The organism is Streptomyces sp. NPDC043878 (assembly GCF_056435735.1).
The window spans coordinates 57,716-70,783 of the sequence record NZ_JBWKDW010000012.1 but is presented as its reverse complement, the minus strand read 5'-3'; the positions used below and the strand labels follow the sequence as shown (position 1 = coordinate 70,783).

The window sequence follows — 13,068 nt, the reverse complement described above, 5'->3', positions numbered from 1 at the left end:
TGCTGACGCATTGTCTGATTCAAGCGGCTTGCGGAGAGGCGCGGCGGGCGCTCGTCCGCCGTGCGGAGAGGACTTGGGCGGCGCTTGACCGCCGTGCGCGGAGGACTTGGGCGGCGCTCGTCCGCCGTGCGTAGGAGGCTCGGGGGCGCTCGACCGTCCTGCGCGGAGGACTTGGGCGGCGCTCGTCCGCCCTGCGCAGGAGGGTCGAGGGCGCTCGTCCGCCGTGCGGAGAGGGTTTGGGCGCGCTCGTCAGTCGGCGGTCGCCGCCCGGCGGGCTTCGATCAGGTGGCGGGAGCTGTGCGCGACGAAGCAGCCCTCTGACTCGATCCGGTCGTGCAGCGAACGGAGTTGGGCCTCGTACGCCTCGACGGTGAAGCCGGGCACCATCCAGATCACCTTGCGCAGGAAGTGCACGACGGCCGCGATGTCGTGGAACTCCATGCGGAGCCGTTCGGCACGCAGGTCCACGATCTCCAGTCCGGCCGCCTCCGCCTCCGCGCGCTCACGGTCGGGGTGGCGGGCACCGTGCTGCCCGCCCGGCAGGGGACCGAGGAAGTGCTCGACCAGCTCGAAGGCGCTGCCGGGGCCCACGTGCTGGGCGAAGTAGGTGCCGCCGGGCCGCAGCACCCGGACGATCTCCCGCCAGTGGGGCCGCACGGGATGACGGCTGACCACGAGGTCGAAGGCGCCGTCCGCGAACGGCAGCGCGGCGTCCTCGGGCGACGCGACGACCGCGACCCCGCGCGGGCGCAGCAGGGCGGTGGCCTTGGCCACGTTGGGCGGCCAGCCCTCGGTGGCGACGGTGAGGAGGGGTGGCGCGTGCGGAAGCCCGCGCTCGGTGGCGGGGGCAGGCAGGGGCGTGGGCGGGAGCCCGAGCTCGGTGGCGGGGGCGCGCGGGGTCGTCTGCGGGAGCCTGCCGAGGGCGAAGTCCAGGACCTCCCCTCCCCCGGTCTGGATGTCGAGCACGGCATCCGCGCCGGTCAGCCGCTCGGCCATCGACACCGCGTATCCCCATGAGGGCCGCGCCTCGGTGGCCCGCCCCTCGAACCACGAGAAGTCCCACCCCTCGGTGGGCACGGCGGCGCCCTCGGCCACGAGGTCCTCGAAGGTGCGGGAGGCCGGGGGCGCGGCGTGGCCGGGTGCCGCTTGGGCAGCGCGGCCGGGTGTCCGGTGCGCGGCGTGGCCGGGTGTTCGGTCGGACGGCTCGTGGGTCGCGTGGTCGGGTGTTCGGTCGGACGGCTCGTGGGTCGCGTGGTCGGATGCCATGCGTGTGATCGTCCCAGGGCGGTGTCAGTGGCCGCTGCTAGTTTTCGGAGCATGACGCGACCCGATACGACCGGCACCCCCGACCCCGCGCCGACCCCTGCTCCCACCCCTTCGGCAGTGTCTGCCAGGCCGTACACGGGCGGCGAGAAGGAGATTCTGCTCGACGGCCTCGACCGCCACCGGGACGTGGTGCTGTGGAAGCTGGAGGGGCTGGACGACGAGGCGCTCCGGCGCCCGATGACGCCGTCCGGAACGAGCCTGCTCGGCCTGGTCAAGCACCTGGCGTCCGTCGAGTACGGCTGGTTCGTCGAGAGCTTCGGCGGCGAGGTCGAGCCCTTCTGGTTCGACCCGACGAGCGACGAGGACATGCGCGCGGACCAGGGCGAGACGACCGCGCAGATCGTCGAGTTCTACGGCCGTGCGCGGGCCGCCGCCGACGCCTTCATCGCCTCCCGGTTCCTGGACGACCTGGGCCGTCCCACCTGGCGGGAACACCCCGTGTCCCTGCGCTGGGTCCTGGTCCACATGATCGAGGAGACGGCGAGACACGCGGGCCACATGGACATCCTGCGGGAACTGGCGGACGGGGCGGTGGGAGACCGACGGGCGGAGTGAGGGCTGCCGGGGGCGCGGTCAGGGAGCGTGCGGGGGCGGGGGTGTCGGCTCCTGCGTGGGTGGGGGCGTCGGGTCGTGTGTGGGTGGGGACGTCGGCAGAACGAGCATGAGGTGGTCGTCCTCGCCGTGCCGCACGGTGCAGGAGCGCTGGAAGCCGAGTTTCTCCAGGAGTCGTACGGAGGCCGTGTTGCCGGCGAAGGGGTCGGCGTACAGCGGCCGGTTGACCTCCTCGCCCAGGAACAGGCCGAGGGCCTCGGCACCGATGCCGCGCCCCCAGTAGGCGCGCCCGAGCCAGTACCCGACGAAACGGCGAGGGCTGTCCGCCCCTTTCCCCCGCTCGCTCCCCGGCTCGGTCTCCCACCAGGCGACGATGTGCCCGGCGGGTTCGTCGTTCACGGTGACCGTGCGGACGAGGCAGGTGTCGTCACCGAGGATCACGGACTTCCAGTGGGTGAGGAAGGCGTCACGGGGCCGTGGGTCGAACCTGGACCGCCGGACGGCCTCCTCGTCGTGCTCGAAGACGAGCAAGGCTTCGAGGTCGGCGTGGGTCACGCCGCGCAGCCGTACGCGCTCCGGGTGGTCGGTCATGTCACGGCACCAGCGGCCGGACCTGCTCGGCCGCGAAGCGCACGAACCCCTCGGGGTCCGGTTCGTCGCCGGTCGGCTGGAGGATGACGGTGTCGGCACCGGCCTCCGCGAGCCGCTGCACCGCCTTCGCCACGGCAGCCGCGTCCCCGGCGACGCCGAGGTCGGGGACGGCACCGACTCCCTCGGCCACGAGCTCGGCGCGCAGCCGGGCGGCGGCATCCGGGCCGGTGGCCGCGAGGAGATAGACGACCACCCGGTGCGGTTCGCCGGTCCGGCCGGCCGCGGCGCGCCCCGCGTCGATCAGCCGGCGCGCCTCGCGCAGAGCGTCGGGCGTGGTGGAGGAGGTCAGCACGGTCCCGTCGGCGGCCTCGCCGGACAGCCGCAGCGAGCGCGGCCCGGTGGCACCGGCCAGCACCTCGACGGGACCCGCGGGCGGCCAGTCGAGGGCGACATCGTCCAGCTTCACGTACCGCCCGTCGGTGGTGACGCGCGCTCCGCCCAACAGGCCGCGCAGCGCGTCGAGATGCTCCCGCAGCAGAGTCAGCGGCGACTCGACGCGCGCCCCGACCTGCCCCATCCAGTCCTGCACCCCGTGCCCGACGGCGAGCACGGCACGCCCGGGAAACATACGGTGCAGCGAGGCGGCCTCCATCGCGGTCACGGCGACGTTCCGCAACGGCACGGGCAACAAACCGACCCCGACCCGCACCCGCTCACTCCACGCGAGCGCGGCGGCCGCGGTGGACACCCCACCCTCCCGAAAACAGTCCTCCCACAGCCACAGCTCCCCCAGCCCACTCTCATCAGCAAGCCGAACGACGTCACGCAACCGCTCGGGAGGAAGTTGAGGCCGGAACACGGCACCGAGTGCAGTCATGGGGTCTTCCTACCCCGCCGTGAGGTGTCAGCCAACCGTTTGTCGAGCCCCGGCGTCGCGCCGTGCGAATGGATCGTCGAAGCTGACGGTGTGGGCAATCCGGCGCAGGATGGCCCGGTACTGCTCGCGGTGGGCCACAGCGGTCGTGCTCAGGGTGAGAAGGGCCAGGCTGGTGCCGTCCGGGTGCGGAAGATGCGCGAAGACCTGAAGCAATCGGTCCTGCGGGAGTCCTGATTCGGCAGTGGGAAAGCGAACGGTCTCACTGAACGCCGCCGGACCGCACGGCACTTCCGTGTATTCGACATGGGCGTGTCCTTCCGCCCCCGCAACAGCCCGGGCGGCGGTGACTCCCCTCGGCGACCAGGCCGTTCCAAGCCAGGTGATGGAGAACAGGGAGGAAAGTGCGCCCGCGCCTCGGTCACCACCGCCCGAGTCATCGCGGTGCAGCCCCAAGGAGAGATGCACCGTGCCCTCGCAGTACACGCCGTGGAGCATGCGTCGGACATGGGCCAGAGTCTCGACGAACCGCTGCCGGGACACTTCATCGGGGGCGGCGAGGAGTACGGGAGCCACGACTTCCCGAAGCGGATCCGCATCGGTCGAGTACAGCGTCGAGGCAAGGGCTTCGAGGGGCAGGGACACGAAGCCGACGGGAGTGGCGAACCAGATTCCCTCTCCAGGCTCCGAGGCACTCGAGTGAACGGTGACGTTCGAGGCGGGTGACGTCATGGCCTGTTCGCCCTATCCCTGCACGCGGGATGGTGAAACGTCCGGAAGATGGAGGGCACCGGCGCAACGTGCGCGAGCGATGTCCGCGGCATCGGCACCCCAACTCTCCGGCTCACAGCGGCTGTCGAACACCGGGCGCTGATAGAGCAGGTGGAGCCGCTTGGGCGCCCTGCCACCTCGGCCGGGAGCGGCGATGACCGCGAGGAAACGCGGGTCCCCCGCGAACCAGAGAGGTTCGATCTGCGCCCGGCGCCCGGGCTTGGTCCGGGGCCCGTCCAGACGCCTCAGCCACCAGTAGGAGCGCTGGTGCTTGATGAACACCAACGGGACTTTCCTGTCACGGTCGGCCGGATCCCGAAACTCGAACCAGATTCCGTCGTCCCGGGCACCGGGGTACTTGCCGAGGCCGCTGGGCACCTTCTCGATCAGTTCCCACGGATACTCCCGCAGAATCCGGCGCATGCGGAAAGCCCAGCGAAAGTAGGCGAACTGGACGATAAATCGGTAGAGGGAGTAGAGAATGAAGGGCAGAAAGACGATAACGAAAACTTGTGATGTGTATACCACCATGACATAGAAAACACCCGGGTATGCCACGGTCCATCCGAGCTGCCCCAGAACATTCATCGCCATGTGACGCGCCCAGGCAGAGCGGGTGGGTTGGTGCTCCCAGGCCGTGCGATCAGAGGGATTCATACCAGCTGCTCTCTTATTCGGGGAAGTTCAGGAGACTCGCTGCTACTGGAACATGCGCCGGACCAGGTCAGCGGTCTCGGCGACGTCGATCGGTCCCAGGAAGGCGCCGTCGACCGATGTGGCGACTTGGCCGACCGTGTCGTTGTCCAAGGAGTCAACGAGACTGCTCGACAGCCCGTACGTCGCGGAGGCCAGACCCGCCCAAGGCGCTGCGGCTTCAGCAGCCTTGACTGTCGGTTCCGAGCGAGGCGCTTTGAGTACGACCCACTCCGTGAACGGGTTCTTGAGCTCCGCGAAGTCTTTTGCTGCCGCCACGGTCTTGCCTCCACTCGCAGCGAGCCTCTCACTCAACGTCAGAGCCTCGCCCGTCTCACCGACAAGGCGGAATGCCGCCGGAGCTCCCTTGACGGCAGCGCCGAGACCCGGCAGGGCGCCCAGGCTGTCCGCTGTCAGACCGATCGCGTTGCTCCAGAAGTCGGCATCAAACTCACCCTTGGTGAACCCGTCCTTGAGGGACTCCCACACCTCAGGCTGCATCATCAGCCTCGACGCCACCGCTCCCGCGCTCATTGCCGCCGCCGCGAGCAGCAACACTGCCGCGGCGGTCCCGCCCGAGAGCACGAACAATGCGATCACGCCAAGGACGGCAGCCGTCCAACTCAGGATGTCCGGCAAATTCTCGGTGATCCAGTCGAGCGCGTTGTCGAAGAAGCCGGGCTCATGCGGTGCCAGCTTGGCCGTGGCGGCCCGAATCCTTTGCGCCCGGTACTGCGCCTTCTCCTCATGCTCCTCGGCCAGCCTCTTCGCCTTGCCGATGACTTTGTCGAGCTGTGCCTGGGCTTCATCGACGCTCGCGTTCGCGTGTGTCAGTGCCTTCTGGGCGTCGTCATGGGGGCCGCTCTTCCTGTCCGAGCCGGCGTCGGTCTTCGCTTTGCTCGCGCGTCCCTTGGCCGCGTCGACGACGGCTTGCGCGTCCTTCGCGTCGGATTCGAGCTTCCTGGCGCGGCGCTGGAAGTCGTCGAGTTCGCCCTTCCAGCGGTCGAGTTGACGTGCCGCCTTGCGGAGAGAATGCGCGGCGTTCTTCAGATTCAGAGGGAGCGGACCACCGTCCAACTGCTCCCGGAAGGCGACAGCCGCGTCGCCCTTCCAGTAGCTGCCGTCGAGCAGCTTGGTGACGAGGCCGTGCGCCTCTTCCAGGGTCTTGGCGCAGTTCGCGAGCTTCTTGTACAGGTCGCTGACCGTGTCGACGCTGCCCGGCGTGGGGTTGAACCCCAGATGGGGATAGCTCGGGTTCGGAATGGACGGGGATGACTTCAGCCCTTGGGGCAGGTTGCTGTTACGAACTGCGCCGGAATCAGGGAAGGAGGAGGGCTCCAAGCCCGAAGTGACCGTCACTTCGTACCGCCGCCCTGGCCGTCGCCGGCCTTCCTCAGCGCTTCCTCCAGCGCCTTGTCCACCTCGGCGTAGCTGTCCTTGCTCTTCCCGATGATCTCGGCGAGCCCCTCGGTCTGTTCGCCGATCTGCTCGGTGCCGTACTTCCAGTCCTCCTGGAAGTCCTCGCACGCGGAGTTCAGATCATCCGTGCCGAGCCCGGTGACGGTCGCGTCGGCGAGCGCCCTGCGCAACCCCTTCAGGGATTCGCTCGACTTGTTCAGCAACTTCATGAAGTGCTTGAGCTCATCCCCGTCGACGGCCAGTCGATCAGCCATACACCAGTCCCCTCTCACCCTGCACCCAGGCATGAGTAGGGGACTTTAGCCGTTTCGGCTTTGCTGTCGTGACGATGCGCGCCCCCTTCATGGGAGCGGATCTCCGGCACGGCGACAGCATGCGTGGCACCGAAAGGGTTATCAGGGAGGACAACGCCATGGCTACCGGCACCGGCTCAGGACATCTTCCAGGCGGCCGCAGCACTGAACGGGGAGAAGCGGGCGCCGGAGAAGCGCAGGTAATTCACTCCGTAGGGTGGCGGGGAAACCGGCGCTGCGACCCGGTCGCCGTGACGTCCGCGACGGTCATGTCCCGGACATCGCCCATCGCCACCGGCTTCGGATGCGGCCTCGGACCGGTCGGTCAGGCTGACCGGTGGGTGCGTTCGCCGGGCCGGTGCTCGCGTATCCGCGGCACCGGCCCCACAACCCGGTCAGTGGTTGATGGCCTGGATCTCCTGTACGACGACATCCTGCGTGGCACCGAAGGAGCCGTCGGGCAGGTCGCCGCCCGCGCCGCCGCTGCCGGTCCAGTCGATCTTCCAGGTGACCGTCGCCCTGAGCGGATACGTGCCCTTGCCCGAGGAACGCAGGTACTTGACGCCGCAGGCCGGGGTCTCGTCGGCCTTGCCCTTGGCGTACGGCTCGCCGATGCGACCGTTGTCGATACGGCAGACCCCGGACGCCGGATACGTCACGGCGTCCCCGGTACCAGGCTCGATCTTCAGCGAGACCGGCTCCGCGGTCGCCGTCGCCTCGATACCGATCGCCGGAACCGACGCCGTGACGGAGACCGGCTTGAACTGGGCGCCGTCCAGCCAGGCCCACGTCGGGAGGTTCACCTTGGTCGCGGCTGCGGGCGCCAGCGTCACCTTGGTGCCCGGGACGCGGATCTCGGCGTAGGCGAGTTCGGCCAGGACCTTCGGAGTCACGGCGTTCGCTATGCCGGCCGGCGGGGGGTCGCCCTTGTCCACCCAGAAATAGTCCGCGGTGCAGGCGTCCCAACCCGGCGGAAAGTCCTTGTTGACGTACGGACCCCACCAGAAGCCCTTACCGGTCTTGTCCTTGTTGAAGTCCTTGTCGGGCTCGTCCTTGTTGACGTACTTCTTCCGCTGCTCGGCGTCCCATTCGTAACCCGTCGAATCGGCCGCCCAGATCGGCTCCAGATACTTCTGCAACCCCTCAGGCGTGTATTTCGGCGCATACCAGCACGCCGGCGGCGTCCACGACGTGGTCGACGACAACGCCCCCGTCGAGTTGCCACTGCCGTTCTTCGAACGATCGAACACGACACCGCCGACGGTCACGGAGACGGTGCCGTCGTCGCCGGCCTTGGCGCTCTGGCCGTCCGTGCCTCCGCCGAACCCTTTTTCAGCGTGGGCAGTGCCGGCAGCCGTGAGAATGAGCACCGTCAGTCCCGAAAGGAGGACCAGATGGTTTCGCCGCATCAAGGCTGGCACTTTGCACTTCCCCTCTGTGAGTCCAGGCGCTCGGTCACCCAGACGCCCTTCTTGTTCTTACGCAGAGTGCTGGCGTAAATGACGTAGCTGTCCTTCGTCACCGGCGTGACATCCGTCTTGCCGGTTTTCAGGAACTTGTTGAAGGACTTGCTCTGATCCTCGCAGTACACAAGGGCGGCCGTGCCGTTGTCCCTGACCGTCAGGTTTTCCTGGTAATAACGAGTCAGACCGGTAGTGCGCGCCTTGTGGTCGACGAACTCCTGGATGTACGCCTGGCTACCGGCGGCCGCAGTCCCCTCGGAATAGAACCGGTAAGCCGCATGAAGCGGGTCCTGCTCCGCGATCGCCATGTCCACCGCCTTGATGCGTTGTTCAGCATCGTTCAGGACGGCATCCTTTGCCGAGTCGCCCGTCTTCCGCCACTCGAACTTGTAGGTGACGTCAGACGGCAGCTCGATCTTCGGGCGGGTGGCGGTCGTGGAGGCCGAAGCCGTCGGCGTCGCAGACTCCGCGCCCGCCGTTTCGGCTCCCGCGATCTTGTCGTTGCTCTTGTCCTTGGAGTCGTGGTCGCTACCGCACGCGGACAGCGACAGGGCCGCAGCGGCGGTCAGCGCGATCGCTGCGAGGAGGGTGGGGCGGCGGGTCACGGTCAACTCCCGGTCGGCGAGGCTTCTCTTGAGCGAACCAACGCTATCCAGAGGCACGGGACGACACCAGGGTGACTCGGGTCGACCTAGGGGTGTATGGGACCAAATCGACCATTCGAGGCCCCGCTTGACCCGTAACAGTTCCGTAACTGGACGCCGCCTTCATCGCATGGTGCGCTGAGCAGACGGTTCCACTTATGAACAAGCAAAGGAGGTGTCCAGCCGAGAGCCTCAGGGCTGGCACGTCTTGTCCCCCCTGTGCGACACGATGTAGGTGGTCCGCCAGACGCCCTCGGTGCCCTTGGCCAGACTTGAGTGGTAGAGCACGTAGGCCTTCGAGGTCGTCGGCGTATTGTCGACCTTTTTGGTCTTCCCGTCCCTGATGAAGGACTTGCTCTCGTCGGAGCAGTAGGTGACGTACGCCTTTCCGCTTCCGGAGAGCGTCACCTTGAAATCGAAGTACCGGGTCAACCCGACCCACGTGTCACCGTCTTTGATGTACCGCTGGGCGTATTCGATCGACGACTCCAGGGCTTTGCCCGTGTTGTAGAAACCGAGCGCCTTGGTGTCCGTGCTGCCCTTCAGGATCGCCTCATCCACGGAGTTCACGCTTCGCGTGCTGTCCGCGAGTGCCGAGTCCTTCGCCGTGTCCCCTGTCTTCCGGTACTCGAAGACGTTCTTGGCGTCGGACGGGAGAGTGATCTCCGGGCGGCCGGCTGAGGCGGGAGCGGAGTCGCTCGGGCTCGTACTCGGGGAAGCAGACGTCTCGCTCGCCGACGCGGCTGCCGCACTCTTGTCGTCGGGATCGCCGGCGCCCCCGCACGCCGACAGTGACACGGCCGCCGTCGTGGTCAGGGCGATTGTTGCGAGAAGGGTGGGGCGGCGGCGGGGCACGGGCAACTCCCGGACGTGGGGGGCGGGGCTTGGGCGACGTCACGTTAGTCAGGGGGCGTGGCCGCATCAATTCGGCCCGCCCGCACCCGCTACGTTCGGTTCGTGCGGGCGGCGTTACGGGAGGGATGGGTATGAGGCGGCGGTGGCGGGACGGGTGGGGGAGTCTGGTCGTGCGGGGGGAGGAAGCCGACATTTCCGTGCCGTTGGAGATCGCGAGTTCCTACCGGGCCCGCACCAAGGGGCTGTTGGGGCGCGATCATCTCGACGGGGCGATGCTGCTCTCCCCCGCCGGCAGCGTGCACACCTTCCGTATGCGGATGCCCATCGACGTCGCCTACCTCGATCGTCACCTCGATGTCATCGCCGTGCGCACCATGAAGCCGGGTCGCCTCGGGCTGCCCCGTCTGCGGTCCCGCCATGTGCTGGAGGCGGAGGCGGGGGCGATGGACGGGTGGGGAGTGCGGGCCGGGGTGCGGGTGGACATCGTCGTGGAGTAGGGGCCGCCCCCGGTCGGCTCAGTTGTCCGAGCGGGGGAAGGACACCTCCACCCTTCGGTTCTTCTTACGGCCCTCTTCCGTCGCGTTGGACGAGATCGGGTACTGCTCGCCGTATCCGCGCACCTCGAACGTGACGCCGGAGTCGTTCAGTTCCTGGTCCAGGACGTCCTGTACGGCGTTGGCGCGCTGCTTGGACAGTACGTCGCCGTGGGCCGAGGAGCCGAGGTCGTCCGTGAAGCCGAAGACCCGGATCTGCGTCGCGTGCTGGTTCTTGATCTCGTCGGCGATGCCCCCGATGCGGGCCCTTGCCTCCGAGCCGAGCTTGGCGCTGTCCTTGCCGAACAGCACCTCCGCCTGGAGGGCGAACTTCACGTCCGCGTTGGTGTCCTCCCGGCGTTCGTCGCCGGTCTGGTCCTCCACGACCTGCTTGATGTCGAGGACCTTGGCGGCCGCCAGGGTGGCTCCTTCGGGGAGCTTCAGGTCGGGGTCGTTCGCGTCGACCTGCACGGGGGCGGCGGCGGTGGGTTGGGTGCCCGGGGGGACGCTCGGGGTGTCGTCGGCACCGGCCGGTACGGCGCCGACCAGTTGGGCGGCGACCAGGGCCGAGGTCGCCGCGAGCGCCAGGGTGAGGCGAGGGGCGGCGGCCCGGGGAGAGGTGCGGGTCATGGTCCGCCTCACCCCGAGATCTGGATGGTGGCGGAGGCGAACGTCGGAAGCTGGAAGCTGACTTCGCTGGTGTCGGTGGGCGGGGAGGGGAACTGCATGAAGACGGTCACGCTGTCGCCCGCCCTGATCGTGGAGAAGCCTGTCGTCGTCAGCGGGCGGCCGTCCGTGTCGCGCAGCACGTAGTAGCGCTTCTTGCCCTTCGAGTCGACGAGCGTGGCTCCGCCGAGCGACCTGCCGTTCCTGATGATCTCGGTCTCGTTGCCGCTCAGGGCGGCTGGTACCACCGCGCTCTGGGCGCCGTCGTTCTTCAGGTTGCCGTTCACGGTGACGAAGCCACCGGAGTCCCGTTGGGCGGACGTGATCTGAAGAAGCAGTCCGCCCGAGCCCTTCAACTCGGCCAGGGGTTCGTCCGACTGGCCTTCCTGGGCGCTCGGACCGGACCCGGACCCGCTTCCCTTGGACGCGGAGGCAGTCGTTTCCGGCTTTTTGTCGTCGCCGGCGCCACCACCGCCGCAGCCGGTCACACCGAGGGCCAGACCGGCCGCCACAGCCAGCGCGACCATCCCCCTGCGGGCCTCCGCCGTGCACCGGATGCTCATCGCTCCGCCTCCTTCATCACTCGTCTTTCGCACGTCAGTCGGCCAGATGGACGTCGAAGAGGTCCTCGGGCTTCGGAAGATCGGTGAGATCGTCCGGCTTCAGGATCCACTCCCCGCCGCCCTTGCAGGTGAGCGTCGGCAGTGTGTTCCCGTCCGAGCCGTCCGCGGGCGGCTCGAACGAACAGCGCGGCTCGATCACGGCGGTGGCGGTGGCCTTGGAGTAGGTGCCCTCGGTGCCGGGCACGATCGAGTCGCCGACGGACTTGTTCGCCTTGACGTCGACCGTGTAGCCCGGTGGCAGCCCGTACTTGGGCACGCACTGCGCGGTGGCCTCGTTCTGAGCGGCCAGCTGCGCCGCCCGCGCGCATCCGTCGAACGGCACTCCGCCGCCGTCGAAGATGGCCTGCCAGGCGGTCGGGTCGGCGATCTTGTCGACCCACTCGTCCCAGAGCGCGTCCCGTGTGTCGAGGGCCGCCGCGAGCGCCGCCGCGTCGGCCGCCGTCTGCGCACCGTTCCGGTTGGCCGCGGCCTGGCCGACGGCCAGGTAGGCGAACGCGAGAAAGAGCAGGCCCGCCACCACCATGATGTAGATGGGGAAAGCCTGCCCTGCGTCGCCGGGCCGGTGGAGACGTGTCAGCCGGTCACCTTGGCGATCTGTGCGGTGATCGCGTCGTAGATCGTCTGCCCGATGCTCGTGCCCGTGATCGCCAGCACGATCGCCACCACCACCGCGATGATGCCCAGGTACTCCACCGCGGTCTGGCCCCTGTCGTCGCGGGCGGCCCGGGTCTGAAGGTACGCGACTGTGGTGTTGATCCAGTTGCTCATGGTGTTCCCCTCCGGGTGGCCGGCAAGTCTCTGTGGTGCCCCCCGCACCGTACGCCGAGGGGCCTGGTGCGGAGGAGGGCCTCAGGGCCCAATTCAGGGCCCGATCACGGTTCACAGCACACCCCGTGGCGCGTTGGAGGCCGTGCCCAGCCACTTGGCGACCGACTCGGTGCGGCTCGTACTCCCCAGCTTCGCGAAAATTCGGTTGATGTGGTTCTTGACCGTCTTCTCGCTGATGAAACAGATGGCGGCGATCTGCTGGTTGGTCATCCCCGACGCGATGTGGTCCATGATCTCCGCCTCCCTCGTGCTGAGTTGGAACAGCGACCTGTCGGGAGCGGCCGGACGGCCGCTCCTCCACCCTGGAGAAGACTGTCCCATATCCGGTTGCACTCGTGAAAGGGTTTCTGGCGAAGTGGGTGGACTTGGTATCTGGGAAAGGGTGGTGCGCGTCGACGTCTCGTGCCCGACCAATTGCTCTTGCGAAGTGCTGGTCCGGCGGAGTTGGGCCAGCAGGGCGTCCGCCGCAGTGGGTGTGAAGTGGGCTCGGCCCTGTCGGACGTCCTGCACAGCGGTCGCCAGCTGTTCGGCGGTGAACTCTCCGTGCACCAGGTATCCGCCCGCCCCTCCGCGCAGGGCCTTCTCGACGGTCTCCGGCTCGCCGCTGTACGTCAGCATGACGACGGCGGCGATCCGTACGAGGTGCGGGAGGGCCGCGAGGCCGTCCACGCCCGGCATGCGGACGTCCAGGAGGATCACGTCGGGGCGGTGTCGCCGGGCCGCCTCACAGGCCGCGCGGCCGTCGGCGGCCTCCGCCACGACCGTCGTGTCCGGCCGGCCGGACAGAAGCGCCGTGAGGCCCGCACGGACCACCGGGTTGTCGTCGGCCACCAGGACACGTACCGGACCGGCGGGAGCCGCCGTGGGGAAGGGCTCGGACGAGGGCCGGGGTGGGTGTGGGGGGTGGTGCTGCATGGGGCGGCCTCCTCTCGGGTCG

General features: G+C 68.5%; 17 protein-coding genes. 2 read left to right on the top strand and 15 right to left on the bottom strand.

What is annotated here, in order from left to right:
* Positions 1-249 precede the first annotated feature (249 nt).
* Complete coding sequence (locus AC07AZ_RS18240) at positions 250-1,266, bottom strand: class I SAM-dependent methyltransferase (RefSeq protein WP_478848830.1); 1,017 nt, start codon at positions 1,264-1,266, stop codon at positions 250-252.
* Between the two features lie 51 nt (positions 1,267-1,317).
* On the opposite strand from AC07AZ_RS18240, the gene AC07AZ_RS18235 reads away from it, so the two are divergent.
* Entirely contained in the window at positions 1,318-1,881 is a 564-nt protein-coding gene (locus AC07AZ_RS18235; RefSeq protein WP_478848828.1) for a DinB family protein, read from the top strand.
* Positions 1,882-1,899: 18 nt separating this feature from the next.
* Here AC07AZ_RS18235 and AC07AZ_RS18230 read toward each other — a convergent pair whose 3' ends face one another.
* The 9 genes from AC07AZ_RS18230 to AC07AZ_RS18190 form a co-directional block, all read right to left on the bottom strand.
* Positions 1,900-2,469 carry a GNAT family N-acetyltransferase gene (locus AC07AZ_RS18230; RefSeq protein ID WP_478848826.1) on the bottom strand — a complete coding sequence of 190 codons (570 nt, stop codon included), beginning with the start codon at positions 2,467-2,469 and terminating at the stop codon, positions 1,900-1,902.
* 1 nt (position 2,470) lies between these two features.
* On the bottom strand, positions 2,471-3,346 hold the full coding sequence (locus tag AC07AZ_RS18225; RefSeq protein ID WP_478848824.1) for an LLM class flavin-dependent oxidoreductase: 876 nt from the start codon (positions 3,344-3,346) through the stop codon (positions 2,471-2,473).
* A gap of 27 nt (positions 3,347-3,373) precedes the next feature.
* A complete protein-coding gene (locus AC07AZ_RS18220) occupies positions 3,374-3,988 on the bottom strand; it encodes a hypothetical protein (protein ID WP_478848822.1) in 615 nt (204 codons plus the stop codon).
* A 99-nt stretch (positions 3,989-4,087) separates the two neighbouring features.
* Positions 4,088-4,708 (bottom strand): hypothetical protein, encoded by a 621-nt coding sequence (locus AC07AZ_RS18215; protein WP_478848820.1) that lies wholly within the window; start codon positions 4,706-4,708, stop codon positions 4,088-4,090.
* 105 nt (positions 4,709-4,813) lie between these two features.
* The gene (locus AC07AZ_RS18210; protein WP_478848818.1) at positions 4,814-6,148 is read right to left on the bottom strand and encodes a zinc ribbon domain-containing protein; all 1,335 of its coding nucleotides are present in this window, start codon (positions 6,146-6,148) and stop codon (positions 4,814-4,816) included.
* Between the two features lie 14 nt (positions 6,149-6,162).
* Entirely contained in the window at positions 6,163-6,480 is a 318-nt protein-coding gene (locus AC07AZ_RS18205; RefSeq protein WP_478848816.1) for a type VII secretion target, read from the bottom strand.
* Between the two features lie 434 nt (positions 6,481-6,914).
* Positions 6,915-7,928: a hypothetical protein gene (locus tag AC07AZ_RS18200; RefSeq protein ID WP_478848814.1), complete on the bottom strand. Its 1,014-nt coding sequence runs from the start codon at positions 7,926-7,928 to the stop codon at positions 6,915-6,917.
* Positions 7,928-8,587 (bottom strand): hypothetical protein, encoded by a 660-nt coding sequence (locus AC07AZ_RS18195; RefSeq protein WP_478849120.1) that lies wholly within the window; start codon positions 8,585-8,587, stop codon positions 7,928-7,930. Before AC07AZ_RS18195 ends, AC07AZ_RS18200 begins: the two co-directional genes overlap by 1 nt.
* A 231-nt stretch (positions 8,588-8,818) precedes the next feature.
* Positions 8,819-9,481: a hypothetical protein gene (locus AC07AZ_RS18190; RefSeq protein WP_478848812.1), complete on the bottom strand. Its 663-nt coding sequence runs from the start codon at positions 9,479-9,481 to the stop codon at positions 8,819-8,821.
* A gap of 131 nt (positions 9,482-9,612) precedes the next feature.
* On the opposite strand from AC07AZ_RS18190, the gene AC07AZ_RS18185 reads away from it, so the two are divergent.
* The gene (locus tag AC07AZ_RS18185; RefSeq protein WP_478848810.1) at positions 9,613-9,978 is read left to right on the top strand and encodes a DUF192 domain-containing protein; all 366 of its coding nucleotides are present in this window, start codon (positions 9,613-9,615) and stop codon (positions 9,976-9,978) included.
* An 18-nt stretch (positions 9,979-9,996) separates the two neighbouring features.
* Here the strand turns inward: AC07AZ_RS18185 and AC07AZ_RS18180 are convergent, their stop codons facing one another.
* The 5 genes from AC07AZ_RS18180 to AC07AZ_RS18160 form a co-directional block, all read right to left on the bottom strand.
* Entirely contained in the window at positions 9,997-10,644 is a 648-nt protein-coding gene (locus AC07AZ_RS18180; RefSeq protein WP_478848808.1) for an OmpA family protein, read from the bottom strand.
* A gap of 8 nt (positions 10,645-10,652) precedes the next feature.
* The gene (locus AC07AZ_RS18175) at positions 10,653-11,243 is read right to left on the bottom strand and encodes a hypothetical protein (protein ID WP_478848806.1); all 591 of its coding nucleotides are present in this window, start codon (positions 11,241-11,243) and stop codon (positions 10,653-10,655) included.
* Between the two features lie 34 nt (positions 11,244-11,277).
* The gene (locus tag AC07AZ_RS18170; RefSeq protein ID WP_478849118.1) at positions 11,278-11,880 is read right to left on the bottom strand and encodes a pilus assembly protein TadG-related protein; all 603 of its coding nucleotides are present in this window, start codon (positions 11,878-11,880) and stop codon (positions 11,278-11,280) included.
* Positions 11,877-12,071, bottom strand: coding sequence for a Flp family type IVb pilin (locus AC07AZ_RS18165; protein ID WP_356042095.1), 195 nt, complete (start codon positions 12,069-12,071; stop codon positions 11,877-11,879). Before AC07AZ_RS18165 ends, AC07AZ_RS18170 begins: the two co-directional genes overlap by 4 nt.
* Before the next feature lie 111 nt (positions 12,072-12,182).
* A complete protein-coding gene (locus tag AC07AZ_RS18160; RefSeq protein ID WP_478848804.1) occupies positions 12,183-13,046 on the bottom strand; it encodes a response regulator in 864 nt (287 codons plus the stop codon).
* Positions 13,047-13,068: the final 22 nt, after the last annotated feature.